Here is a 25955-nt window from a genome sequence, read left to right on the forward strand (position 1 = left end):
GGACGCTGGGCGCGCCAAGGGGTCTGGCCTGTGTGGTTTGGATTTTCATGATGTGGGTCTCCGCTCTGCGGATGTCAGTTCTCGCGGTACTTCGCGGCGACGTGCTCCGCGAGTTGCTGGCCTGTGTCGAGTGCGGAGTTCACCGAGGTTCGACCGGCGATGGCCGCGCTGATCCCCTGGGAGACCTTGGTGCCCAGCGCGGGAAACTCAGGTATGCCAACGAACGTGACGCCCATGGTCGGGCGGGGCTGCACACCGGGGTTTCGGGGATCTGCGGTGTTGATGGCTTCCTCGGTGGCCCGGTAGAAGGGGGCAGCTGCCTGTTTGTACTGGGCGTGCTCGTAGGTCGAAGCGCGCTTGCCCGCGGGAACACGCTCCCAGCCGAGGCGCTCACCGACGAGGTGTTCGTACTTCTTGCTCGAGGCCCACGCGATGAATTTTGCCGCGCTGTCCTGGCGTTTTGACGCCTTCTCAATGGCCCAGGCCCATGAGTACATCCAGCCCGAGCTCTTGGTCTTCTCCACTGGTGCGGCGACGTAGCCGACCTTGCCGGCGGCCGGCGAGCCCTTCTTCTCAATCGAGCCGGCGGCCGAGGTGGCGTCGTACCACATCGCGGTCTTGCCCTGCTGGAAGCTGTTGAGGCACTCCGCGAATCCGGACTGTGGAGCGCCCGCCTGGCCATGCTCACGCAGTAGGTCGACGTAGAACTGCGTGGCCCGCCTGAACTCGGGGCTGTTGACCCGGGGCTTCCAGTCCTTCGTGAACCAGGTACCGCCGAAGGTATTGACGACCGTGGTGAGCGGCGCGAACACCTCACCCCATCCAGGCACTCCGCGCAGGCAGATGCCCTTCATGCCCGGCTCCGCCCGATCGGCCTCGGCAGCGAGGGATGCGACCTGCCGCCAGGTGGGGCGCGGTGGCATGGTCAGACCGTGCTTCTCAAAGACATCCTTGCGGTACATGAGGAAGGACGACTCGCCGTAGAACGGCTCGGCGTACAGCTTGTTGTTATGGACCAGGCCTTCCTGGACGGGCCGCAAGATGTCGTCCTGGTCGAACGCCGGGCTCTTGGCCACGGTGTTGTCCAACGGGGCAAGCCACCCGTTCTTGCCGTAGATCGGTGCCTCATAATTGCTGATGGAGACAACGTCGTAATTGTCGGCCTGGCTGGAGATCTCCTGGCTGATCTTGTCGCGTACGTCGTTCTCAGGCAGCACCGTGAAGTTGACTTTGATGCCGGTCTTCTTCGTGAAGTGCGTGGCGGTGAGCTTCTGCAGGTCCTGCATCTGCTGGTTGTTCACCATGAGCACGTTCACCGACTTGGCACCACCGCTTCCAATGGCGCCGGCACCGGCACAGCCAGTGGCCAGTACGGCCAACGCGGTTACGCCGACGGCAACCTTGATTCTGATCGATGCCATCGAGGGGCACTCTCCCTGTACTTGAAGGTGGGAAGGAACAGAGCAGCCCGGGGCTGGCACGGAGGCGCTACGGCCCAGTGACCACGCATCCCTGCGCTCGTCTGACAGCCCAGAAGTGCAGCGCTGGGTCCTGGCCTGGAAGACGTGCGACTTCCTCGCCGGCCGGTGTTGGCGGCTGCGCTGGGGTGGGAGCGAAGGGGCTCTTTCAGGCCTCGGTGCCCTGGCGGCGGGGGCTCACCAGGTCCCGCTGAATGTCCTCGAGGCTGCGGTTCTTCGTTTCCGGCAGCCGACGGTTGAGGTAGATCCAGCCCACGATTCCGAGGGCCGCGAACGTCCAGAACAGACCGGAGGGCGAAAGCACCTGGAACAGGGTGAGGGTCGTCAGTGCGATCACGAAGTCCAGCACCCAGTGGGTTACCGAGCCAAGGCTGGCTGCCTTCCCACGGATCTCCGTGGGGAAGACCTCGCTGTTGATCAGCCAGATGGACAGGCCGAGGCTGGCGCAGAATGCCGCGATGTAGACGATCAGGCCGATCACCAGCAGCGGGCCGGTCCACGGGCTCTGCGGCAGCAGGTAGACCACGCCGATGAAGATCAGGCTGGCGATGACCACCGCAGTGCCACCGAGCAGGAGTGGCCGTCGGCCGACCCTGTCGATGGAGAGGAGCGCGAGTGTCGTGGAAATGACAATGGCGATCCCGATGCCGACCGACGACAGCAGGGAGGCCGCATCACCGAGGCCTGCCTTCACCAGAAGGGTCGGGGCGTAGTAGATGACTGCGTTGACACCCACGAGCTGGTTGGTGGCAGCAACGGCGACGCCGATCAGGACGGCGCGGCGGTAGCGGGGCCGGAACAGCTCCCGGTACGAGATTTTGGTCGTAGTGACGATCCCGGACCGGATCTCGGCCAGCTCCGCGTCGGCATCCGCCTGCGGCAGCAGCCTGGAGAGGTTGATCAGAGCCAGTTCGTCTCGGCCCTTACTCATCAACCAGCGGGGGGACTCCGGCAGGAAGAATGCACCGCCCAGCATGATCACTGACGGAACGACGGCAAGGCCGAGCATCCATCGCCAGTGCCCGCCGCCCGAGAGTGCGAAGCCGACGATGTACGAGAGGAAGATGCCTACGCCGACCAGGAGTTGGTACATGGAGACCAGCCGGCCACGGGATGCCGGCGGTGCGATCTCGGCGACGTACACCGGCACTGCGACCGACGAGGCACCCACTGCGAACCCGAGAACGAAGCGTCCGGCCGCCAGCAGTTCCACACTGGGGGCCAGGGCGGTGGCCAACGCCGCCACCGCAAACACCCCAGACATGAGAAGCAGCGCGTTGCGCCGACCGATACGGTCGAGGATCTGTCCTGCGGTGACCACTCCGGCTATCGCGCCGACGAGCAGAATCGAGACCACGAGCTGTTGCTCGAACTCGCCCAGGTGGAAGTCGTCGCGTATGTAGAGCAGCGCCGCGGAGATGATGCCCGTGTCGAAGCCGAACAGTAGGCCGCCCAGTCCGGCTGTACCGGCAACCATGGCCAGCAGCCCGGTTGCGTTGCGTTGGTGTCGCTGCGGAGGCGCTTGCGGCGTCACAGCGTCAAGCCTGTCTTGTGAGGTGTCCATTGCGGACCTCCAACCTCGTTGTGCATCGCGGGAATATCGATCCCTCGCGGACGGGGGAGAACGCTCAGATCAAGCAGGAAGGTGTGGGAAGGCCCGAGCATTCGAGCCCTCGGACGGCCAGCAGTGAGCCGTCGATGGAGTCACCAGCGGGGAAAAGCCCCTCACGAGCACTGGTGACACACAGGGTGTCGAGCCTCGCGCCGACGAAGGTGCACGAACTTGGCTGGGCCACAGGTAGCCGGACGGTACTGATCGGGCGGCCAGTCAGGTCGAGACGCATCACTGTGCTGCCGCCCCACATACAGACCCACAAACAGCCGCTCGCGTCCACGCACAGGCCGTCCGGAAGTCCCGGACAGCCGCTGAGATCGGCGAAGTCCCACGGTTCCGACAGCCGGGGTTCCGCGGCCTCGGGATCGACATCGAAAGCCAGGATCAGGCTCCGCTGGCTGTCCACCAGGTAGAACCTGGTGCCGTCTGGGCTCCAGCCAAGCCCGTTCGGCTGGGTGAGGCCGGTCAGTACGGTCCGCACCGTGCCGTCGGTGTCCAAGACGTGCAGGGCACCCTGGCCTGCCGCGAAAGACAGCTCGGTGCTGCCTGCCCACAGTCGGCCCTGCGGATCGCACTTCGCGTCGTTCATCCGCGTTCCCTCAGGCAGGAAGTCCCACGTCCTCACCACGGCGCCACGGCCGTCAAGGGCGCTGAACCCCGTGCCCGTAGCAGCCACGTATCCGCCCCCGGTCCGCATCGCCGCGGCACCCACGCTGGTCGGCAACCAGACGGTGCGGGTGCTTCCCGTGGCCAGATCGGTCGTGTGGATCGCTCCCGCAGGAATGTCCACCCAGTGGATCGCCTCGCCTTCGGCGTTCCACACCGGGCCCTCACCGACCTGGGCTGTTGCCCGCGCCAGTACGGTGACCTCGGTTTCGCCCATCGCCATTCACTCCGGCAGGGCAACGGCGACGCTGCAGAGCAGTCCTCCGTCAACCGGGAGGCTGACTCCACTGACGAAGCCGGCTCGGGGGCTCGCCAGAAACGCGATCACCTCGCCGACCTCACTGGGGCGAGCGACCCTACCCAGTGGGTGCATCGCGCCCCACTCGTCGATGACAGCTTGCTCTCCCCGATCGGTCCCGTCGGAGAACTGTCGTGCGCTGGCGCGCAGCATTGGCGTGTCGACGGACGCCGGACACACCGCGTTGGCTCGAATTCCATGAGACGCCTCATCGATGGCAACGCTGCGAATCAGGGCGTTGAGCGCCCCCTTGCTCGCGGAATAGGCGGCCACGCCTGTCTGGCAGATGAACGCCTGAACCGAAGAGACCGCGACGATGGCTCCTCCACCGCGCCGACGCAAGTGGGGTGTGGCGTACTTGACGGCCAGATACGTGCCCTTGACGTTCACGTCTTGAGTGCGGTCCCACACCTGCTCCGGGGTGTCCGAAGCGCTGCCGTATGTCTGGACTCCAGCCGCCGTCACTACCGCGTCGAGGCCACCGAAGTGCTCGGCCGACTCGTCGATCCAGCGCCGCAGCTCTTCGCCCTTGGTGACGTCGACTGTGGCCACCCGTACCGCCTTCTCACCGTAGGCGGCCGCTAGCTCCCTGCTCGCATCGGCCACGCGGTCGTCGAACCCACAGACCGAGACCCTGGCTCCGCGGGACAGCATCACCTCTGCCGCAGCCCTGCCGATCCCGCTGGTGCCTCCGGTGACCAGTGCGGTCATTCCCTCAAGTTCTGACATGACTCCAAGCTCCGTTCGTCCTCGTCGACCGACGGCTCGGATACTTGCATACCAGTTTACTTGTATGCAACGATGCTGGCATGATTTCTTCATCGCGGCAGAACTCCGGAGCTCAGCCCCCCGTGTCGGGCTTGTCACCGATCCGACGCGAGAGCACCCGGCGACGCACCTCTGACCTGGTCTTCGAGTCGCTCGTCTCGGCAATCAGGGATCTGCGGCTCCCGCCAGGACACGCCCTGTCGGAGAACGCGCTCACCGAGCAGTTCGAAGTCAGCCGCACGCCTGTCCGCGAAGCGCTGGCCCGGCTGGCAGCCAGCGGACTCGTAACAGTGGTTCCGCAAGTGGGCACGCGGGTCGCGCGCATCTCACACGCGGCCGTCAATGAGGCGCAGTTCGTTCGTGAGTATCTGGAGATCGGCGCGTTTGAACGCGCTCGCCAGCTCCCCGATCTGGACGTAGCCCCACTGCGTGCGCTGCTGGTTGAGCAGGAGCAGGCCCACGCCGCCGGCGACGAGGAGCTGTTCTTCGCTGCGGACGAGGCCCTGCACCGCGCGCTCTTCACGATGGCAGGCCAGCCAGGCGCATGGGAAATCATCGAACAGTCCAAGCTCCAACTGGACCGGCTGCGTCGGCTCACTCTGCCCGAGCCGTCCACGACCAGGGAATTGATCGAGGAGCACTCGAAGATCATCGACGCCCTTGAGCAGGGTGATGACAGCGCCGGCCATCAGGTGATCCGGGCCCACTCCCGCCGGGCGCACACTCACTACCCGCGGCTTGCGGCCGCACACCCCGATTACTTCACCGAGGAATAACAAAACTTCGGTCCGGCAGCACCACGTTGACGCGAGCCAGCACGCTGCTGCGCTCGGGAAGGACCCTCCTGATGCCTATCCGGATATCACTCGGCCACATCGACGAGTACGACCGCACCGTTGCCCAGTTTGCTCAACAACTAGGCCTGAAGAGCGTGCAGTTCCACACCCCGAGCAACCTCCCCGGAGCCGAGGGGTATTGGAGTGTCGACGAACTGCAAGCTCTGCGCAACGAGTGCGACGAGGTGGGGCTGGCCATTGAGGGACTGGAAAACGTCCCCGCCGCTCACTTCTGGAAGATCCAGCGCGGCGCGCCCGGACGAGATGAGCAGATCGAGAACTATCAGCGCACCATCCGGAACATGGGCAAGACCGGATACAACTTGCTCGGCTACAACTTCCTGCCCACTTACGTGTGGCGCACCGACATGAACGCCCAGGGGCGTGGCGGTGCGGCCGTAACGGCGTTCGACGCCAGCCGGGCCACCGAGGGCAATGCGCTGGCCGACTACAAGCTCTCCAGCGCTCCCCCCATCGAGGAGCCCCTGTCGGCGGCACGCATGTGGGAGAACTACCAGTACTTCCTCGATGCGGTGCTCCCCGTGGCGGAGGAAGCCGGCGTCCGCCTCGCGCTGCACCCGGACGACCCCCCGGTCGCGACAATGATGGGCGGCTGCGAGCGCATCATCTCCTCGCCCGCGGGGATTGCCGAGGCATACAAGCGTGCCAAGGGCAGCCCTGCTTGGGGGCTCAACTTCTGCCTTGGCACGGTGTCCGAGATGGGCGGCCAGGAGGCCGTCAACGAGGTCATCGACCTGCTCGGCCCAGACGGCCGGATCTGCTACGTGCATTTCCGGGACGTACAGGGCACCGTCCCGAAGTTCGCCGAGTGCTTCCTCGGTGAGGGCAACCTCAACCCCGCCGACGTGATCCGACGGCTCCACTCGGTCGGCTTCGACGGCTTCCTCATCGACGATCACGTGCCGGCCATGGTCGGGGACATCGACACCTGGGGCGACACCTCCCCGCAGGCCTACTGCAGTCGAGGCCGGGCCCACGCAATCGGCTACTTGCAGGGTGTCCTGAACGCGCTCGGCCTCAACTGACCGACGCCCTTTGCGATTCGTCCATCAGCGAGTTATGGAGTGGAAGACAGCATGGCACGTTTTGACGGCCGTAAGGTCTTGGTCACCGGCGCCGGTTCCGGTATCGGGCGGGAGATGACCCAACTCTTCCTGGAAGAGGGCGCGCAGGTCATCGGAGCCGATCTCGACCCCGCCGACCTTCCTCCTGGAGCCCACCCGGTTCGGGTCGACACGAGCTCCGAAGACGACGTGAAAGAGCTGTTCGAGACCGCCGCCGCCCACTTCGGCGGCGTGGACATCCTGTGCAACAACGCGGGGATCGGGTCCACCACCAACGTCCTGGACGCGACGGTGGAGGAATGGGACCGCGTCTTCGCGGTCAACGTCCGCGGCACCTTTCTGTGCACCAAGTACGCGCTCCCCCACATGCTGGCCCAGCGCTACGGAGTCATCGTCAACACCGCTTCGGTCGCGGGGATGATCGGACTCCCCGAGCGGGCCTCCTACTCGGCGAGCAAGGGCGCGGTCATCTCCCTGACCAAGCAGGTCGCCGTGCAGTGGGCCAAGGACGGCATCCGCTGCAACTGCGTATGCCCGGGCACCGTGGACTCGCCTTGGGTGGGCCGACTGCTCGCGCAGGCCGACGACCCCGAGGAACGGCGCGCGCAGCTCGTCGCTCGTCAGCCGTTGGGCCGACTGGCCCAGCCCGTGGAGGTAGCCAAGGCGGCGCTGTACCTCGCGAGCGACGACGCAGCCTTCGTCACCGGCAGCGAATTCGTCGTCGACGGCGGAATCCTGGCCGGCTGACCTCCCGCAGACACATAAGAAGAGGACAAACCCATGCGTATTGGTGTGACAGCAGGCCGCGCGAAGATCGTCACCGGCGACAGCGCAATCGACATCGCAGAAGCCAGCGAGGGACGTTTCGGACCCGATGCACTGGCGGTGTACGACGACTGGGACCAGTTCCAGGCCTGGGCAAGGACTCTCTCGGCCGCGGGCAGTGAACCGTTCGACATCGAGAAGGCCGACTCTCCGGTGCCACTCCCCCGGCAGATATTCGGGATCGGGCTCAACTACCGGGCCCACCAGATCGAGACGGGATTGCCGGAGCCCGAGTTCCCGTTGGTGTTCACCAAGTTCCCCACCTCGGTCACGGGCCCGACCGGCAGTATCGAGCTGCCGACCGACCAGGTGGACTGGGAGGTCGAGCTGGCAGTCGTGATCGGCCGCCGCGCCCACCACGTCTCCGCCGACCGTGCCTGGGACTTCGTGGCCGGGTTGACTGCGGCGCAGGACATCTCTGCGCGCGATGTGCAGATGCGTCCGTCCGGCACACCGCAGTTCAACCTCGGCAAGTCCTTCCCCGGTTTTACCCCGCTGGGCCCGGTCCTGGTCACCATCGACGAGTGGGAAGACCCCGACGCCGTCCCGCTGTCCTGCGAGATCGGTGGGCACCAGGCACAGTCCAGCAACAGCTCAGACCTGATCTTCAGCGTGCCGACCCTCATCGAGTACCTGTCCGGCATCGTGCCCCTGTTGCCCGGCGACGTGATCCTGACCGGTACCCCCTCGGGAGTCGGCATCGGCCAGCGTCCGCCGCGGTTCCTCGTCGACGGCGAAGAGATCGTGACCCGTGTAGGCGACCTCGAAATGCGGCATTACGCGCGCGGTGGGAAGTGAACCATGTTCACGGCTGAGGAGATTACTCCCTATCTCGTCGACCGCGGGGTGTTGCTCCGCGGGCACACCGCTCACGCGCGTCCTCTGGCCGGCGGCGTTTCGAACGAAGTGCTCGCTGTGCAGGGTGACGGTGTACATGTAGTGGTGAAGCAGGCACTGTCGCGGTTGCGGGTGGCCCAGGAGTGGTTCGCGGACCCCACCAGGATTCTCGTGGAGGCTGCTGCTCTTCGCCTGGCCGGCGAACTCGATGCGACAGCCGTGCCCAAGGTTCTCGACTCCGATGAAGTCGCGCTTACTCTCACCGTCGAACACGCGCCGGATGACTGGCAAGACTGGAAAAGCAGGCTTCTCGACGGCGCCGCCGAGCCTTCAGTGGCCCGGACGATCGCCACCGCACTCGCTCGATGGCACAGCGGCACAGCCGGTCGGGAGCAGCTCGCAGCGCACTTCGGTATCGGTCACTTCGAAAGCTTGCGGATCGACCCCTACTACCGTGCTGCAGCGGCCGCCAACCCAGAACTCGCCGCCAAGGTGAACGCCCTCGCCGATCAGCTCCTTCACGAAGCCAGGTGTTTGGTGCACGGTGACTTCTCCCCCAAGAACATCCTCACCGATGGAGAACGCGCCTGGGTCATCGACTGGGAGGTTGCCCACTACGGCGCACCGGTCTTCGATCTCGCATTCCTCAACGCACACCTGCTGCTGAAGGCTGTGCACCGGCCTGAGAGCGCCACCGCCTACCGAGCGGCAGCAGACGCCTTCAACTCCACCTACGCCGACTCTGTGCGCCAGGACCTGCGGCCCTCTCCGGAACTGACCGCACATGTCGGTTGCCTGCTACTCGCCCGGGTGGATGGCAAGTCCCCCGCGGAGTACCTCACGTTCCACGAACGCAAGCTGGCGCACGGGCTGGCCGTCAACGCACTGATGCAGTCCACGTCCCTCGATGAACTCTGGAAAGCGATCTCATGACGGATACCCGCATCTCCTCCCTGCTCGCGTGGGAAGCCCTGGACTCCCGCGGGACACCGACAGTGGCATGCGAGATCGTGCTCGCTTGCGGCGCGCGTGGCCAGGCGACTGTGCCTTCTGGTGCATCCACCGGAACTCACGAGGCCGTAGAACTGCGCGACGGCGGTAGCCGCTACGCAGGTCGAGCTGTCACACAAGCAGTCGCCAACGTCGAGGGCATACTGGCCGACGCCGTCCAAGGACTGGATGCCCTCGATCAGACGACCGTCGACGCGGCTCTTCAAGCCACGGACGCGAGCCCTGGCCTTGCGACCGTGGGGGCCAACGCCGTGCTGGCGATCTCGGTCGCGAACGCGCTGGCCGCCGCTGACGCTCGTCGCCTTCCCCTGTACCGCAGTGTTCTCGACTCAAGCGCATCGCCTCTGCTCCCCATGCCGATGATCAACATCATCTCTGGCGGGGCGCACGCAGCCGGCGCGATCGACATCCAGGACATCCTCGTCGTCCCGGTCGGCGCCAGCTCCTTCCGGCAGGCCCTTGAGTGGTGCTGGCGTGTCCGTCGTGGCACTGCCTCCGCGGCCGAGAAGCGTGGCCTTTCCACGGCTCTCGTTGCCGACGAGGGCGGGCTGGCTTTCCCTCTGACCCGGAACCGAGACGCCTTCGATCTGGTCACTGAAGGCATTCGCGCCGCGGGGCTCGAGCCCGGGACCCAGGTCGCCATCGCGGTGGACGTGGCAGCCACCCAGCTCCTGCGAGACGGCAAGTACGTGCTCCGCACCGAGGATCGCTCCTTGAGCAGCGAGGAACTCCTCGACGAGTTCCTGGAGTGGATCGACGCCTACCCCGTTGTCTCTGTCGAGGATCTCCTCGCCGAGGACGACTGGGAAGGCTGGAAGCAGGCAACCGCGAAGATCGGGAGCACTCAGTTGCTCGGCGACGACCTGTTCGTCACCAACTCGACCCGACTGCAACGCGGGATCTCCGAACAGATCGGCAACGCAGTACTCGTCAAGCCCAACCAGATCGGCACCTTGTCCCAGGCTCGCTCCGTCGTGCGCACCGCCCAGGACGCAGGTTTTCGGACCGTGCTCTCCGCCCGCTCTGGTGAAACCGAGGACAACTGGCTCGCCGACCTGGCTGTTGGCTGGCGCACCGGGCAGATCAAGGTCGGCTCGACGATGCGCTCGGAACGCACCGCCAAGTGGAATCGACTGCTTCGGATCGAACGCGAGCTCGGGGAGACCGCCCAGTTCGCCGGCGGTGCCGCCGTCCTCAGGTGAGTTCACCATCGTCAGAAGGGGATTCGAACGAGATGAACTGGCTCGATTCCGCCACGCATCACGCCTGGTTGCAACGTCACTCCCTCGACCTCCTGGAGTTCGGCCGCGAGACGGCGCACCCCGAAGGGGGTGCGCGATGGCTTGACACAAAGGGCGCTCCCACGCCGGGGCAGCCGACCTATACCTGGCTCACCTGCCGAATGGCCTATGCCTACGGGGTCGGAGCCGTGCTGGGAGTTCCCGGCGCCACGCTGATCGCGAAGCATGCCATGGAGGGGCTCACCGGACGGCTCCACGACCAGGCGCACGATGGCTGGCACCCCGCCGTCCAGGACGACGGCACCGTCGAACCGGGAAAGAGCTGTTACGACCACGCCTTCGTGCTGCTCGCCTCGTGCGCGCTGCTCCAGGCGGGGCTGCCCGGAGCCCGAGAGCTCTTCGAACGCGCCGAGCGGGTATTCCTCGAGCGGTTCTACGACGCCGTCACCGGCCTGTGCGTGGACACCTGGAACTCGGACTTCACCGAGCTCGACGACTATCGGGGCCTCAACGCAAACATGCATGCCGTGGAAGCCATGCTCACGGCTGCCTCAGTCACGGGTAATAGTGAGTGGATCGATCGCGCCACGCGTGTGTGCGCCTTCGTCGCGGACACGGCCAAGGCGCACGGCTGGCGTATCCCCGAGCATTACAGCAGTGACTGGAGCGCTCGTCTGGAACTCAATCGCGACCAGCCGGACCACCCCTTCAAGCCGTTCGGCGCCACAGTCGGACATGCGCTCGAATGGTGTCGTCTGTTCCTTCACACCGAGGCGGCCCGCCCCGACGAGGACAACGTCTGGCTCGTCGAAGCAGCCACAGCGCTGTTCCGCCAAGCCGTCGCGGACGGCTGGCAAGTGGATGGAACAGCCGGCTTCGTGTACACCACGGACTGGGCCGGCCTCCCTGTAGTGCGGGATCGCATGCACTGGGTCGTAGCGGAGGCCATCAGCGCCGCTGCATCCCTTTATCGCCGCACTCACGAGACGGAGTTCGAAGCCTGGTACCGGGCATGGTGGGACTACGCAGACGCCTTCCTGCTCGACCACGAACACGGCTCGTGGATCCACCAACTCGACCCGTCCAACACGCCGAACGGCAAGGTGTGGTCCGGTAAACCCGACATCTACCACGCCGTCCAAGCCACGCTCGTGCCGCGGTTGCCGCTTTACCCCATGCCGGCGACCGCGATAGCGCAAGGCAAGCTGAACACACCGAATCCTGTCTCGATCAACCCCTGACGGGTGGACAGTTGGGCATGAGCACCCCCGAGGTGACTGCATCAACTGTGGCACCCGGTTCATCACCGTAACGGTCGTGAACCGGGTGCCGCGGTTCGTGTCATGCCCATACCTACGAGCACGGCGGCCCACCTGGGAACTTATGAGGCCTCAGTGGTCCTCGACGATGAAGCAGGCCCGCTGGTAGAGCTCGTCGAACGTGATGACCTCGACGTCCTGGATGGATGTCCGGTACAACTCGAAGGAGCTCATCTTCTCCGGGTTCACGGCGCCGTTGTCGGTGAACTCGCGCAGGCTCCCGATCACCACGACCTGCCGCGGGCGGGTGGTGGACAGTTCGATGCCGGTCGAGGTGCCGTCCTCGTCGTAGATCCGTGTCAGGAACTCGTGGGATATGAGCTGTTGGGCCTTGCTGGTTGTCTTTTGCACCTGTGCTACACCCCCGCTGAGCTCCTTCGATGCCTGGTACACGCCCGCGCGGTACGGAGTCTTCGAGAGCAGTTCGGTGCTATGGGTCTTGATCTCGCAGAAGAGCATGCTGCTGATCAGGCCCTTGGAACGCATGATGGCGTCGATGCGCTTCCCGGCCCCGCCGAAAATGTTGGCCCCGGCGGTGATTCGCTCCAGCTTGCCGTCGTTGATGGATTCGCAGGCGATGAGGTTGAGGCCGTAGCCGAATATCCACTGATTCGCCTCGAAGAAGGCCTGCCAGACCGCCTCCGCGCCGCGTGTCGTTGCCAGGCCCACTTCCTGCTGGAAGTAGTCCGGATCGGTCAGCAGTCGCTCGAACCTGTGGAGCTGCTCCTTGCGGTTGCTGATCAGTCGGATGTCTTCCTCTGTGAGCCCTCCCCCGATGGCTGTTCTGACCGCACCGAGAACCATCGTCCGGTCCTGGCCGGTCAGCAACTCGGCGAGCTGATCCTCGTCACCGGCCATGAGTTGGAGCGAGCTACCAGGCGTGCTCAGGCCAGTGCAGCCCTGCAGGAAGTTGATGACTTTCCAGAAGTTCTCGTGTACGTCCCCGGTGTCGACGAGCGCCTTGACCGCCCTGGTAGCCCCGGTCTCAGGCACGGTCTGGGAGGCCGAGACTTCTCCGGCCTTCTTCTTGTCCTTCTTCCAAACCTTGATCCTCGGTGTGAAGGTGTCGCCCTTCTTGATGATCGTGACACTGCACAGGGTCGCTACCTGCGGCCGATCGTCGAGGACGAAGTCGGTGATCATCCGACGAGCACGAGTGTCATAGAGGTAGTGGAACCCACTGTCGCTCTGCGAAGCGCGGATCTCCAGGTCGGTGAATTCTCTACGAGTGACATCGAACTCAGTGGTGGTGAAAGGGAGTCGGAAGCCACGAACCATGGGGGTAGCAGGCGCTGCGGCTTGGGTTCGCCAGTCCGGTGGGATGTTGGGCAGCGGCCGGGCGTCACCTTCGACCACAAGGTCTTGGACATCGACGCGCCCGAGATGGACGAGCACGGACTGCAGGGTCCGCCAGATCACCTCCTTCGCCTCCGGTGTGCAGGTGGGCAGAAGCTCGCGCTCCACCGTCAGGACGGCCTCGTAGGTGGCATCCGTCCAATTGTCACCAGGCATGGGGTGGAAGTAGCCGCCATCACGGCGAAGGGCCAGGACCGCAGTCGAGAGTAGATCGCGTGCGGCCTCCTCGCCGGCGCAGTCCAGGAGACTGAAGACCTGGCCCAGGACCAGGTCGAACTTCCCGGTGTCCTCGTCCTCCAGCGGCAGCGAGATCAGCGGACCTCTGGGCGGAACTCGTACCGGCTGAAACAGGGGGCGACCCGACAGGAACTGGTGTGGCCGCAGGGCCCATCCGTCCAGCTCCAGCAGCAGGTTCAGCGCCTCGACGTGCTTGTTCGCCTCCTCGACGTCAGCCGCCACCTCCGGATGGACCATGCGCGCCAGAAACGTGAGCAGTACCTCGTCCGGACCGTCGGACAGCCCCAATCGGGAGTCCTCGAAGATCCAGTCGTCTGGCAGATCCTGGTTATTGATCCGGTGCTGCTGGATGTCGTCGCGGATAGCCGGAAGTCGGCTATTCCCGTCTGGAGTTCGGTCCAGGTCGTAGAGGCCCTCCAGGAACGTGACCTCGCCCATTTCGCCCCACCAGGGGCGCGAGATTCCACGCAGGTACTTGAAGATGTCACGCCGTGTCATCGATGTGATTGTCGACTGCCCGTTCGTACCGGCGGGATCCATGGAAGCCATGCGCCCAGAATGGACGGTCAGGCAGAGAGTTGCTGGCCAGTTGACATTTCAGCTCGTCGAAGACGGTGTCTCCCACACGCGCTGTGCCGCACCGCCTCCAGGCTGGCCTCAGAGTCACCAGCCTCCCCGTGCGCCAACCAGATAAGTCAGCAGACCATGGCACCGCCGCTCGGGCGGCGCGCAGACGGGGCCATGGTCTGCTGCACACGGCACCGGCCAGGGTTCATTTGCGCAGGTAAGTGAAGGGCTCGGGCTCCGGCAATGCGGCCTGGTGCCGTACTCGTCGCGAGAGCCGCTCGATGGACCGCAGTGCCCCCGCCACGTCCCTCGCCGTGACGTCGAAGGGCATCGCGTGGATAGTCTCGGAAGGAGCCGTAGCTGCCGCGGCAATCCTGTCCAGAGACTCCATGTCCGAGGGATCGATGGTCAGCTCGGTGAGTGTCGTCGGGAGACCGACCCGGGTCGTGAACTCGATGAAGTCGGCGATGTCGCTGGTCGGGGCGCCCTCCAATACCAATTGCGTCAGGGAGCCGATATTCACCTTCTGGCCGTGCACCAAGCCTGCAGTCTGCGGAACCACCGTGAGGCCGTTGTGGATCGCATGAGCTGCCGCCAGTCCTCCGGATTCAAAACCGAGTCCCGACAGTAGCGTGTTCGCCTCGACAACTTGTTCCAGCGCCGGCGTCACAACGTTGTCGCGGACAGCATCGAGCGCAGGCAGGGCGTTCTCCCACAACAGATCCCAGCTCAGCTTCGCCAGAGCAGAGGCGGCTTTCGTCTGGTGCCCACCCGACATGGCCACGGAGTGCGATTGCGCGGTGGCCCGCGCTTCGATCCAAGTGGCCAATGCGTCGCCGATCCCGGCAGCGAGGAGCTCCGTGGGAGCCTTCGCAACGATCGTCGTATCGATGAGTACGAGGTCCGGGTTCCGCGGGAAGAAGCGGTACTCCTCGTACTTCCCGTCCTCCGCGTAGATCACGGCTACGGCCGACGTCGACGCATCGGTTGAGGCGATAGTCGGGACGGTGACCCACCGGATCCCCGCAAGGAAACCGGCGGACTTCACGGCATCGATGACGCTCCCGCCCCCGACGGCCACGACCACGTCAGCTTCGTGCTCCTTGATCACATCCACGATGCGGTCAATCTCCTTGGCGGTTGTCACCCCACCAAAGGTCGTCCTGCTCACGGGCAGCCCAGCTGCGGCAAGCGAATCCTCAATGTCGTGGCCGGCTACGGTCCAGGTGGTGTTCCCCGACACCAGCAACGGGGTCTTACCGATGGCCGAGAGGTAGTCACCGAGCCTGGCGATCGAGCCGGGTCCCTGTACATATCGACCAGGGCTGATGATGGTCCGAACTGGTGCTACTGCGGTCATCGTTGACCCTTTCTCTTCAAGCGACTGAGGCGCCACGTCGGCTCGTCATCCGCATCAGGGGTGCTCGTCAGGCCGTACAGGCCATCCCCCGAACCACGCGAGGTCGGATGGCTTGGCCCCAGCCGTCGGGCGAGATGAATCCATTCGTCGACGGCACAGGCCGAATACTCCACTTTTGGAGCAATCAATAGTCTGAGGGTTCCGCGCCAACCACGCCCCTGTCAAGACCTACGCCGAACGGCGATTTGCACATCATTCGGAGCCCTCGATGCCCAACAGGGTCACCCAGGGGACGCCCTCATCGACCGATCGCCTGCCTCCGAGACGGAGTCAGCCTTCCCACCGCACCCCAGGCCGTTCACACCTGGCGTAGCGGCGACCGCACACAGCGACCAACCGCACCGAGAGCGTGGACGCTCCAGCAAAGTCGAGCTTGGCAATCTTGCCGGCTTAGCGCTGCCGCCCCCGCCCCTCGCCTCCCACGGTGACACAGCGCCTCCGCCGAGTCAGCCGTCCTCGAGCAACAGCTCTGCGGTCGCACTGTCCGTGCACAACACAGTCAGGAGTCCCGATTTCAGGGCTGCGCGAATTGCGCGCGCCTTCGCCTCCCCGAGCGCGACACCGACACGGACGGGGCACTCCTGAAGGGTTTGCGTGTCGACCGACATGATGCGCCCGCTGACATCCCTGTGGACAACACCGCCATCAGCGTCCAACAGCGTGCCGCAAACATCCGCCACGGTGTCGCTCATCTCCTCCAGTTCCTCTGGCCGGAGCTCCGCCCGAACCCGAGATCCACCCGACGCCCAAGCACCGATACCCACGACGGCGACGTCCATCTTCGCCATCTTGGTGAACGCTTGAGCGATCGACGGCTCCCCCCTCAGCCCTTGGGCCGTCACCGCGTCGGGAAGGACCATCGGGGACAGCAGCGCCGTTGCGTTCCCGCCAAAAACTCGTGACAAACGGACGAGCAGTTCTGTTGCGTGCTTCGCAGTCTCTGGCTGCGGGAGTCCCCCGATGAGCTGCACAATCTCCGATTGCGGGATGCGTGGAAGCTGCTCGAGACCGCCGGCCACCGCCTCGAGGGCCCTCCCCCACGCCACTCCGAGGCGTCCGCCCTCCGTGAGCACTTCGCTGACGTACCGAGCACCAAGGCGCCCGACCGACGACAGGGAGCCGTTCGGGCTTACGAGCGCTTCAGCGAGCCCGTACTCCGCACGCAGCCTCTCCGCCAGAACCCAATCGACACCCGCAGGCGGGCAGATGGTCACAGTCGCCAGCCCGTGCTCCTGGGCCCACCGGACGAGCTTGGGGACCCGAAGTCGACTGACACCCAGGATCTCCGCGATCTCGATATTCGTGCGGTCCTCGACAAGCTGCATCCACGCGGCCTTGGCCGCGAGCGTCTCCTTCGAAGGAGTCTCAGAAGTCGCTGTTGCACTACGCGAAGCCATGAAGCCCTCTCGACGGCCGCTCGAATCCTTCGCCTCAATGTAGCGCGCACCCAGCCTCTGACCTGCGGCCGCGGGCACGGCGGTCAAGGCGCCGCCGCCGACGCCCACACCGCAAACCTGCCCGGGGCCAATCTCTTGACATCCGGACCAGGCTTCCGCACGCTTCATTTGAGCCCCCACCGCTCGAAAGATGGGGGCAGTGGCCGTATCGACGAAGGGGTTGGGCTACATGACCGAGAGTTCTGAAGGCGTAGGGACTGGCACAGTGACCCTCCCATTGGCGGACGACCCCCGTCCCGCGGGCGAGCCGACATCAGAGCGCGCGCCGCTCCTGCACAAGGGGCTGCTGCTCCCCTTCGTCCTCATCGTCATCTGCTTCGCCGCGTGGGGCGCGGCCAGCACGATGACGGACCCGCTCGTGAAGGTGTTCGGCTCGACCTTCTCGATGAGTACGCTTCAGTCCTCACTGGTCCAGTTCGCCTATTACGGCGCGTACTTCACCCTGGCCATTCCTGCCGCGTGGATCAGTTCGCGCCTCGGGTACAAGGGCGGTGTGCTTGTCGGACTGCTCCTCGCAGCAGCGGGCGGGTCCCTCTTCCTCCCGGCCGCGGAGATGATGACCTACTCGATGTTCCTCGTCGCCCTCTTCACCCTGGCGTCGGGACTCTCGATCCTGGAGACGTCTGCCAACCCCTATGTCATGGCGATGGGCCCCCGGGCCAACGCCACTCGGCGGCTGAACTTCGCGCAGGCGTTCAATCCGATCGGCGCAAACCTCGGGGTACTGCTCGCCACGTTGTTCATCCTCCCCAACGTCAGCCCCGCCACGAGTGCTCAACGTGCGGAACTGTCCCAGGCAGAACTCGCCGCGACCCAGTCCAGCGAGCTTGAAGCGGTCATGGGTCCGTACTTGGGTCTCGCCGCGTGCTACGTACTCATCGCCCTGGCGATCTTCCTGGTGCGCGTGCCGAAGAACGCGGCCTTCGGTGCCGATCGCCGAGTCTCCTCGTCGCTTCCCGGCAGCAGGCTCGGGCGGCTCGTGAAGAACCCGCACTACTCTTTCGGCGTCATTGCCCAGTTCTTCAACATCGCTGCGCAGACATGCATCTGGACGTTCACCCTGCACTACGTCACAGACAACCTCGATGTCAGCGATGCGACAGCAGGCTATTGGCTGCAGGCCTCGTTGCTTGTCTTCCTGGCCTTCCGGTTCATCATGGTCGGCATCATGGGGCGTATCGACGCCCGCAAGCTGATGACGTTCATGTGCGTGGTCGGCATCGTGCTGTCGCTGACCGTCGTGCTGTCCCACAACATCATCGGCGCGGTCGCCCTGGTAGGCCTCAGCGCATGCATCTCTCTGCTCTTCCCGACCATCTACGGGATCTCGCTGGAAGGCCTGGGTCAGGACACCAAGTTCGGCGCTGCAGGACTTGTGATGGCCATCTGTGGTGGCGCTATCGCCCCCATGGCCCAGGGGTGGGTCCTCGACCTCAGTTCGGCGAGCACGAGTTTCCTTGTGGTGACGGCATGCTTCGCCGTGATCGCGCTGTACGGGGTCTACGCGATTCGGCACCCGCGCCCTACTGAGGTCAAGGCAGGGGATCTCTCCTAGAGCCGTATCTGCGGATCGTGGGCCGCCACCTGTGGTCGGCGTGGTCCCGCTATCGCGGATCACCAGCGAGTGAATCCGTGCCACGCAAGACACTAGGGATCCCGAGGGCGATCGCCTCGCGGTTGTCCTCGGGAGGAACCTGTCGCGGCGCCGGACAATGCGCCCCGGCGGGGCGTACAGCAGACCAGGTGCGCTAGGCCGCGTTGGCCAACACTTCTCTGGCGACGCATTCCTCGACAACGAGGTCAGTGATCAACCCGGCAGAAAGCGCCGCACGAACCGCAGCGGTCCTCTGGGCTCCAAGCACTACGGCAACCCGCCGCGGAGTGCGGAGCAGTTCATCCGGGCCGATGCCGATGATCCTCTCTGACAACCCGCCCCGCAGGATCTCGCCAGATGCAGAGATCAAGATTCCGCAAGCATCCGCCACGGCACCGGCCCGCACGGCAGAGGCATGGTCCTTCTCACCCAAGAGGCTTTCTATCTGCGACTGCCCCGCACGCCAGGCACCGACCCCGAAGAGGACTACGTCGGCTGAAGCGCCGGCCGCAAGAGCGGCAGCGATCGACCGTTCTGCCCGGAGGCCCGAGGCCACGCGCCGAGAGGGGGCAACCAATGGCGCATTGAGAACGACCCCCTCGCCACCCGTCAATCTGGCGAGCTTGCGCACCAGGTCGGAAGCCTCGAGACCCCCGGTATTCGACGGGACCCCTCCCACCAACTGGACTACTTCCACTGTAGGGAGATCAATTTGGAGATGCGACGCAGTACGGATCACCGCGTCGATCGTTCGTCCCCACGCGAGACCGAGTCGCTGGCCATCCCGCAAGAGACCACGAGTCACATCAAGGGCAAGAGCGGATACGCCATTCCGCTTCCACGTCTCATCGCCGTCTTCAACAAGCACATGGGCTGACCTCAGCCCAAACGTCTGGGCCAGCTCGGCGGAGAGGTCGACCTCAGTCTCCGCAGGGAACATCACCCGGGAGTTCACGACCCCTGAGTTCGTGGCTTGCTCGAGCAACCTCGCGACCCGAAATCGACTGATGCCGAGCGTCCTGGAGACGTCCAGGTTGGACATGCCCTCCCGGAAGTGCAGATTCGCCGCCCTGTACATCAGGAGCGATTGCTCCGGACCGAATCCCGGGTCGGAGTCCAGCGAGCCCGAGGCGGGTGCGCCCAGGTCTGCACCGTTCGACGCCATACCTACCTCCTACGGGCTTCACCTGGTCGCTCGCTTGCACGGGAGCAAGTCGATCTCGGCATTCCCACTCCGCGCCAGATCATCGCACAGCGCCGTGATGTGTCCGCCAGACCGCTGACACGGCGGAGCGACGCCCTTCCGCGCAGGTTCGAGCACCCATTGCTCCCCCTTACGAGACGAGTGTACGATCCAAGGGCATCATATGAGTACAGCACGCTCCTTTGATGCCCACGAAGAGGGCGGACGGCCACCGGCACCACCGTCAACCGTTAAGCCTCGAGAACTGACGCTGGCAGTCGCACCCGCCGCGACAGCCCGTCGAGACACCAATACGAGGAGACCCGAATGAAGCTTTTCGCTGACACTGCAGACGTCGAGGCTGTCGCGCCGCTGCTCCGAGATGGCCTCGTGCACGGCGTGACCAGCAACCCCGCCATCGTCGCCAAGCGTGGCTACGGCCCGGAGACGCTTCCGGACCTGTACTCCGAGTTCGCCGCATGCGGGGCCAAGGAGATCTACTTCCAGGCGACGGGCAGCAACCGGGAATCTCTCCGCGCCAGCGCCGACCGACTCGCGCAGTTGGGAGATCGAATCGTCGTCAAGGTTCCCGCCACCAGCGACGGCTTCAGCGTCGCCGCCCACCTCGTCTCCAAGGGGACTCCGGTCCTCGTCACGGCGGTCTACAGCCTCGCGCAGGCGATCTTCGCGGCGTCGATCAACGTTGACTACATCGCGCCGTATCTTGGCAGGTTGAACGACGCCGGACTCGACGGACTCACTCTCGTGCGAAACATGAGTGAGATCATTGCGCCCACTCCGACAAAGATGATCGTGGCAAGCGTCAGGTCGGTCGAAGACGTGGTCTCGCTGGCCCTCGTCGGCGCGCAAAGTGCCACCCTTGCCCTGCCGGTGCTCGAGAACATGATGAGCGACCCGCTCGCCGAAAAGGCCGTGGCTGAATTCGAGGCTCTCGTGGCCCAGGAGGCCGCCCTGGCTCGATAATCGACAACCGACTTCGACCCCTGTGCCGCGTGGCCTCAGATTGCCACGCGGTTCTTGGCGTGCGCCCCTCACAGGCGGCCGCGCGCTTCAGCCAAAGCTGCGCTGCAGTGAGCAGGCGCGGGTGGCGCGGCGACATCCCGAACGAGGGTTGGGGCGCGATGGGCGAGCTCTCCCCGCAGGCCTGAGCCGCCGCCGAGGGCAGCGCCGCTGGGGCTTTCCGAAGTTGGCGTCAGGCTCATGACAGAGACGACCACCCGGCCCCACCCGCACACCCCCTCCGACAGCTCCTCGCCGCCTCCGTCGGCAACGCTGTCGAGTGGTACGACTGGAACCTCATCAGCCGTCAGGGCAGTCGTCGCGCCGTCTGGAATTCAAGCTGCGAGGCCATGCGCTCGGCGACGGCGCCCGACCCCGCAGTTCCGGGTCAAGACGGGAATCGCCAAACTCACTTCGGTACCCGAGCGCGTCCGCATTATTCGCCTCTGCAAGGAGAGTGTCCTGGACATCGGCAGTTCGGGGCCTTCCTTGCCGGTGAGAGTCGGCGTCGTATCGTTCAACTCCCATGACGCCGAGACGAACTCAAAGACTCCCAGTCCCGGTTCTGCCTCGAACCTGAAGCTCACACGGCACTCCGGCCGCGGCCCCGTACCGGACCGCGCCGCAGCCATCTTCGCTCCGAGCGTCCTCGGACAGCCGCAGGCCGCTCCTGCGTCGTCCATCGGAGCCAGCAGCACGCGCCCGTCGCAGACATGCACGGGGTCGCCATCAACCCTCAGTACGTAGCGCCGCGACAGCGGTTCGGGGCCGCTCAGGATGATGTCGAGGTCGTCGCTGGCCAGGGCCACCTCGTATCCGCCCTCCGACCGAACAGGCGGGCCCTCACTCCCAAGCAACTGCTGTACCGATGTGGCGACTCCGTCGTGCGAGGTGGTCAGACGCCACCCCTTCGACACGCCCATTGAATGTCGCGGCCTGTCCGCTGGCGCCCACAAGGTCCCGTCGGGACCGAAACCACTGATCGGCGTCATGCGCCTCCGCCCTGCATCTCGACCCATGACGCCAAGACTGGTGCGGCGTAGACGCCTTGGTGGTGCCGGGGAATCGCTGATACCTGGCAATCCCCCGGCACAGAACTCACGCAGCCTGGGCGTTGCTCATCGCATACGGATGACCAATCGGTCCCGCTCTGGACCATGCACAATCCCCGGAACCCAGCGAACAGGCGCAGCCGCGGGGAACAGCGTAATCCGCACGCCGAAGTCCAAGAGCATCTCCTTGCGAGCCTGCACGTCCAGCGCGGCCTCCCAGCGATCAGCGATCGTCTCCCCTGTGGGCCTCTGGACCATTCCGGGTGGCTGCGTAGGTTCCCGTTCCAGCGCAGCGAGTTCCTGCCCGAGTGAGGCATACCGCTCACGGAACCACGCAGAGTCGTCGTGACTGTCGTACAGGCCGGCTTCCCGGTCCGCACGCAGTCGCTCCCTGCTCGTTTGCAACTCGGTGATGCGCTCAGCAACGCCGTTACCCGAGTCGTAGACGGTTTCGAAGATCTCGCCCGCGCCGTACTTCTCCAGGAACCACCCCTCAACCCAAGTGTCCAGGTGGTGAGCCCGAATCAGCGGTGCAGGCTTGCAGTTCCAGCCGCTCGGCCAGCCCTTGTTCCTTGCAGTACAGACATAGCGTGGAGGCGCGTCGGCCGACGTCTGCGTGTAGAGCCGGTTATGGCAGTTCCCGCAAAGCGCCACCTCAGTGAGCAGGTACGGCTGATTCGAGCGACGCGAAGGCATCCTGCGGGAATTGATCGCCTTCTTCAGCGCTTCATGTGTGCCCCTGTCCCACAGCCCTTTACATATACGGGTCGGTTTACCATCCGACCCGATCACTGGCTTTCCCTTGTGCATCAGGTACCCAAGGGCAGCTTCGGAGAGCAGGATTTCGCGGAGAGTCGTCGGGTACCAGGGACGCCCGCGTGCGGGACGCCCGTACATGACGGCGAGATGGTCAACCGGTGCCAGTTCCTGCGCCCGATTCAAGCGGGCCGCCTCACTACTGGGTGTCACGTTGACCGGGTCCGCGAGCACACGGCGCGCAACTTCACGTATCACTTCAGCGGCGTGCGGGTGCCATTCGACGTGGTCGACCTTGCCGCCCATGACCACTCGCACATGCCGGAAACCGTAGGACGGCTTTCCCTTGGGGCGACCGGCAGCCCGCATCTTCACGGTCGCGCTCCTGTTACGACGCTGAATCGCGCGCAGTTCCATCTGCGCGCCCCAGGCCTCGATCGTGAAGCGGTTCTCGTCGGCTGAGTCGTTCAGGTCCCAGGCACCGTCGTGGCCGTACGTGACGAGCTGCTTGTTCTCATCGCGCATCTTGTAGCCGGTGTTCAGACAGTCGACCACGTTGCGGCCCAGGCGGTCGACGGCTGCAGCTACCAAGCCGTCATACGGGCCTCGCTCGTCGCGAAGCCAGGGACCGAGCCGCGGTCGCGTCACCGGGTCCGTCGCGCCGGAGACCTCCCAGTCGTCGGCCCACCCGATGATGTGGGCCCCAACCGAGGCCGCAGCCGCGAGCACGTCCTCGCGCTGCCGTTCCGGTGACGAGGTCGCGGCCTTCATGCGGGACAGCCGGCGTACGCCCAACAGGCACTTGCCGCATCCGTCATAAGGCCGTTCGACCGCGTCCAGGTTCGTGTCGTGCATCGCCTCTCCTCGTCGCGCGCAGCGTAAGGAGAATCGACGGCCACCCCCAGGACGATCTTGCTCCGTCCCAGGTCACCCCATGAAGGTCAACCGAACGTGACGATTGGTATTAGAGATGTTGGTGTCCACCAGGCACACCGACTGCCACGTGCCCAGCTCCAGACCACCGTCCACCACCGGCAGCGTCGCATGCGGCGGCACGATCGCCGGGAGGACGTGGTCGCGGCCGTGGCCCGGGGAGCCGTGGCTGTGCTGCCAGCGGTCGTCGGCGGGGAGGAGGGTGTGGAGGGCGGCGAGGAGGTCGTCGTCGCTGCCCGCGCCCGTTTCGATGATGGCGATGCCGGCCGTGGCATGGGGGACGAAGAGGTTGAGGAGGCCGTCGCGGCCGTGGGCGGCCTCGCGCAGGAAGGACTCGCAGTCGCGGGTGAGGTCGACGATGCGCTCGGCGGAGCCGGTAGTGAGGTCCAGGACTCGGGTCGTGAAGACGTCTGACATGGGGACATTGTCCCTCGCTCGACGCGCTTCGGCCCGCGGTGGGCCGGACCGGATTCCGGGAGCCGGGTCCACGCGCTGAGACGATGTTGACCGTGGGTCGACAAGTGGATACGTTCTGCCGCATGTTGCGTTCAGCCATGCTCACCACGCGCGGTCACATCGACCTGCTGCGGGTGGCTTCTGCCGCGTGTCGTCCCGGCTGCTGACGCCTTCTCCTCTCGCCTCACCTCTGGCTTTTCCCTCACCTTCTTTTCGCTGCCGCTTCGGTGTTCGTCCGTGACGGCGCGCCGCTGACGCGCGCCCGCTGACGCCGAGGCGCGCCCTCGCCTGCCATGGAGTGCCATGAGCATCAGTCATGCTCCGCCCGTTTCGCCTGCCGAAAAACAGGGCGCGACCGCCGATCCCGGCGCCTCGCCCGGCTCCCCGGCGTCGCCGCCCGAGCTCGTTCCCCTCGTTCCCTCCTCCACCCGGCGCACCCGCGTGCCCCGCTGGCTGCGCCGCACCAGTGGGCCGCTACTGCTCCTCGTACTGTGGCAAGTCCTCACATCCGTAGGGGTGTTGACGCCCGAGGTGCTGGCGTCGCCCGGCACCATCGCGCGCGTCGGTGCGGATCTCGTCTCCGACGGGTCGCTGCCCGCGGCCATGGGTGTCTCGCTTCAGCGTGTCGCCGTCGGGCTGCTGTGCGGTGTCGTCGTTGGGGTTGGGCTCGCGCTGCTGTCCGGGCTGTTCCGGGTCGGCGAGGACCTCGTCGACGCGAGTGTGCAGATGCTGCGGACCGTGCCGTTCGTCGGCCTGATCCCGTTGTTCATCATCTGGTTCGGCATCGGCGAGGCACCGAAGGTCGCCATCATCACCCTCGGGGTCTCCTTTCCGCTGTATCTGAATGTGTACGCCGGGATTCGTGGCGTGGACTCCCAACTCATCGAGGCGGGCGAGTCGTTGGGGCTCAGCCGGTGGGGTCTCGTACGCCATGTCGTACTGCCGGGTGCGCTGCCCGGAGCCATGACCGGGCTGCGGTACTCGCTCGGCATCGCTTGGCTGGCGCTCGTCTTCGCCGAGCAGATCAACGCCGATGCCGGCATCGGGTTCCTCATGGTGCAGGCCCGGGACTTCCTGCGCACCGACGTCATCGTCGTCTGCCTGATCGTCTACGCGTTCCTCGGCCTGCTCGCCGACTTCGTCGTCCGTTCTCTCGAAAAGGTGCTGCTGCAATGGCGACCGACGTTCACCGGCCGGTGACCCCGCCGGCCCCCTCGCCCGAGACCGCCGTCGGTGCCGGTTCCGCCGTGCACGTCGAAGGGCTCAGCCGGTCGTTCGGCGGGCGCGCCGTCATCGACGACCTTCAACTCGACATTCAGCCTGGGGAGTTCGTCGCCCTTCTGGGGCGCAGCGGGTGCGGCAAGTCCACGCTGCTGCGCATCCTCGCCGGGCTCGACCGTGACATCGACGGCACCGTGCTCGTGCCACGGCGCAAGGCCGTCGCGTTCCAGGCGCCGCGGCTCATGCCGTGGAAGCGGGTGTGGCGCAACGTCCTGCTCGGTCTGCCGGGCAAGCCCGAACGCGACGTCGCCGAGCAGGCGTTGGACGAGGTGGGGCTCGGGCACCGTACGGACGCCTGGCCCAAGACGCTCTCCGGCGGCGAGGCCCAACGCGCCTCGCTGGCCCGTGCCCTCGTGCGCGAACCCGACCTGCTGCTGCTCGACGAGCCGTTCGGCGCGCTCGACGCGCTGACGCGGATCAAGGCCCAGCGACTGGTCGGCGAGCTGTGGCAACAGCGGGGCTACGCCGTGCTGTTGGTGACACATGACGTCGAGGAGGCGGTGCTGCTCGCCGACCGGGTCCTCGTCATGGACGACGGCGTCATCGCCCACGAGGCCCGCATCGATCTGGAGCGGCCGCGCGATCTCACCGATCCGCGCTTCGCCGAGCTGCGCGCGGAGCTGCTGCACCGGCTGGGCGTGGACGAGTCGTCCCACTGATCCCA

The 25955-nt window shown here is 65.5% G+C and carries 22 protein-coding genes; 12 read left to right on the forward strand and 10 right to left on the reverse strand.

The features are described 5' to 3' along the window. Window positions 1-74: 74 nt before the first annotated feature. The 4 genes from ACZ7L4_RS39150 to ACZ7L4_RS39165 form a co-directional block, all read right to left on the reverse strand. On the reverse strand, window positions 75-1421 hold the full coding sequence (locus tag ACZ7L4_RS39150) for an ABC transporter substrate-binding protein (RefSeq protein ID WP_472109838.1): 1347 nt from the start codon (window positions 1419-1421) through the stop codon (window positions 75-77). A gap of 205 nt (window positions 1422-1626) precedes the next feature. After that, window positions 1627-3042 carry a sugar porter family MFS transporter gene (locus ACZ7L4_RS39155; RefSeq protein ID WP_472109839.1) on the reverse strand — a complete coding sequence of 472 codons (1416 nt, stop codon included), beginning with the start codon at window positions 3040-3042 and terminating at the stop codon, window positions 1627-1629. A 64-nt stretch (window positions 3043-3106) separates the two neighbouring features. Beyond that, window positions 3107-3976 carry an SMP-30/gluconolactonase/LRE family protein gene (locus tag ACZ7L4_RS39160; RefSeq protein ID WP_472109840.1) on the reverse strand — a complete coding sequence of 290 codons (870 nt, stop codon included), beginning with the start codon at window positions 3974-3976 and terminating at the stop codon, window positions 3107-3109. Between the two features lie 6 nt (window positions 3977-3982). Beyond that, window positions 3983-4786: an SDR family NAD(P)-dependent oxidoreductase gene (locus tag ACZ7L4_RS39165; protein WP_472109841.1), complete on the reverse strand. Its 804-nt coding sequence runs from the start codon at window positions 4784-4786 to the stop codon at window positions 3983-3985. An 80-nt stretch (window positions 4787-4866) separates the two neighbouring features. Between ACZ7L4_RS39165 and ACZ7L4_RS39170 the strand changes: the two genes are divergently transcribed. The 7 genes from ACZ7L4_RS39170 (at window position 4867) to ACZ7L4_RS39200 (ending at window position 11901) form a co-directional block, all read left to right on the forward strand. Further along, the gene (locus ACZ7L4_RS39170; RefSeq protein WP_472109842.1) at window positions 4867-5601 is read left to right on the forward strand and encodes a GntR family transcriptional regulator; all 735 of its coding nucleotides are present in this window, start codon (window positions 4867-4869) and stop codon (window positions 5599-5601) included. 71 nt (window positions 5602-5672) lie between these two features. Further along, the gene (locus ACZ7L4_RS39175; RefSeq protein ID WP_472109843.1) at window positions 5673-6707 is read left to right on the forward strand and encodes a mannonate dehydratase; all 1035 of its coding nucleotides are present in this window, start codon (window positions 5673-5675) and stop codon (window positions 6705-6707) included. A gap of 51 nt (window positions 6708-6758) precedes the next feature. After that, window positions 6759-7493 carry an SDR family NAD(P)-dependent oxidoreductase gene (locus ACZ7L4_RS39180; protein ID WP_472109844.1) on the forward strand — a complete coding sequence of 245 codons (735 nt, stop codon included), beginning with the start codon at window positions 6759-6761 and terminating at the stop codon, window positions 7491-7493. 33 nt (window positions 7494-7526) lie between these two features. Further along, complete coding sequence (locus tag ACZ7L4_RS39185) at window positions 7527-8369, forward strand: fumarylacetoacetate hydrolase family protein (protein ID WP_472109845.1); 843 nt, start codon at window positions 7527-7529, stop codon at window positions 8367-8369. A 3-nt stretch (window positions 8370-8372) separates the two neighbouring features. Further along, window positions 8373-9341 (forward strand): phosphotransferase family protein, encoded by a 969-nt coding sequence (locus ACZ7L4_RS39190; RefSeq protein ID WP_472109846.1) that lies wholly within the window; start codon window positions 8373-8375, stop codon window positions 9339-9341. Further along, on the forward strand, window positions 9338-10621 hold the full coding sequence (gene eno / locus ACZ7L4_RS39195; protein ID WP_472109847.1) for a phosphopyruvate hydratase: 1284 nt from the start codon (window positions 9338-9340) through the stop codon (window positions 10619-10621). The genes ACZ7L4_RS39190 and eno overlap by 4 nt, the downstream gene beginning before the upstream one ends. 32 nt (window positions 10622-10653) lie before the next feature. Next, window positions 10654-11901: an AGE family epimerase/isomerase gene (locus ACZ7L4_RS39200; protein WP_472109848.1), complete on the forward strand. Its 1248-nt coding sequence runs from the start codon at window positions 10654-10656 to the stop codon at window positions 11899-11901. 150 nt (window positions 11902-12051) lie between these two features. Here the strand turns inward: ACZ7L4_RS39200 and ACZ7L4_RS39205 are convergent, their stop codons facing one another. The 3 genes from ACZ7L4_RS39205 to ACZ7L4_RS39215 all read right to left on the reverse strand — a co-directional run bounded on the left by ACZ7L4_RS39205 (window position 12052) and on the right by ACZ7L4_RS39215 (window position 17064). Further along, window positions 12052-14121 (reverse strand): Shedu anti-phage system protein SduA domain-containing protein, encoded by a 2070-nt coding sequence (locus ACZ7L4_RS39205; protein ID WP_472109849.1) that lies wholly within the window; start codon window positions 14119-14121, stop codon window positions 12052-12054. A 223-nt stretch (window positions 14122-14344) separates the two neighbouring features. Then, window positions 14345-15499, reverse strand: a complete 1155-nt coding sequence (locus ACZ7L4_RS39210; protein WP_472109850.1) for a glycerol dehydrogenase — start codon at window positions 15497-15499, stop codon at window positions 14345-14347. A gap of 506 nt (window positions 15500-16005) precedes the next feature. Then, entirely contained in the window at window positions 16006-17064 is a 1059-nt protein-coding gene (locus ACZ7L4_RS39215) for a sugar-binding transcriptional regulator (RefSeq protein WP_472109851.1), read from the reverse strand. Window positions 17065-17185: 121 nt separating this feature from the next. On the opposite strand from ACZ7L4_RS39215, the gene fucP reads away from it, so the two are divergent. Then, entirely contained in the window at window positions 17186-18571 is a 1386-nt protein-coding gene (gene fucP, locus ACZ7L4_RS39220; RefSeq protein WP_472109852.1) for an L-fucose:H+ symporter permease, read from the forward strand. A 193-nt stretch (window positions 18572-18764) separates the two neighbouring features. Here fucP and ACZ7L4_RS39225 read toward each other — a convergent pair whose 3' ends face one another. Next, window positions 18765-19775, reverse strand: coding sequence for a sugar-binding transcriptional regulator (locus ACZ7L4_RS39225; protein ID WP_472109853.1), 1011 nt, complete (start codon window positions 19773-19775; stop codon window positions 18765-18767). A 345-nt stretch (window positions 19776-20120) separates the two neighbouring features. On the opposite strand from ACZ7L4_RS39225, the gene ACZ7L4_RS39230 reads away from it, so the two are divergent. Further along, window positions 20121-20777 (forward strand): transaldolase family protein, encoded by a 657-nt coding sequence (locus tag ACZ7L4_RS39230; protein WP_472109854.1) that lies wholly within the window; start codon window positions 20121-20123, stop codon window positions 20775-20777. Between the two features lie 1154 nt (window positions 20778-21931). On the opposite strand, the gene ACZ7L4_RS39235 is transcribed toward ACZ7L4_RS39230, so the two are convergent. Continuing rightward, window positions 21932-23476, reverse strand: a complete 1545-nt coding sequence (locus ACZ7L4_RS39235; RefSeq protein WP_472109855.1) for a recombinase family protein — start codon at window positions 23474-23476, stop codon at window positions 21932-21934. Between the two features lie 72 nt (window positions 23477-23548). Further along, on the reverse strand, window positions 23549-23971 hold the full coding sequence (locus ACZ7L4_RS39240) for a secondary thiamine-phosphate synthase enzyme YjbQ (protein WP_472109856.1): 423 nt from the start codon (window positions 23969-23971) through the stop codon (window positions 23549-23551). A gap of 137 nt (window positions 23972-24108) precedes the next feature. Between ACZ7L4_RS39240 and ACZ7L4_RS39245 the strand changes: the two genes are divergently transcribed. From ACZ7L4_RS39245 to ACZ7L4_RS39255, 3 genes are all read left to right on the forward strand, one after another. Next, on the forward strand, window positions 24109-24177 hold the full coding sequence (locus ACZ7L4_RS39245; RefSeq protein WP_351331176.1) for a putative leader peptide: 69 nt from the start codon (window positions 24109-24111) through the stop codon (window positions 24175-24177). A gap of 136 nt (window positions 24178-24313) precedes the next feature. Beyond that, complete coding sequence (locus ACZ7L4_RS39250) at window positions 24314-25210, forward strand: ABC transporter permease (protein ID WP_472109857.1); 897 nt, start codon at window positions 24314-24316, stop codon at window positions 25208-25210. Beyond that, entirely contained in the window at window positions 25183-25950 is a 768-nt protein-coding gene (locus tag ACZ7L4_RS39255; RefSeq protein WP_472109858.1) for an ABC transporter ATP-binding protein, read from the forward strand. The genes ACZ7L4_RS39250 and ACZ7L4_RS39255 overlap by 28 nt, the downstream gene beginning before the upstream one ends. Window positions 25951-25955: the final 5 nt, after the last annotated feature.

Source organism: Streptomyces sp. NPDC107575 (assembly GCF_055657265.1).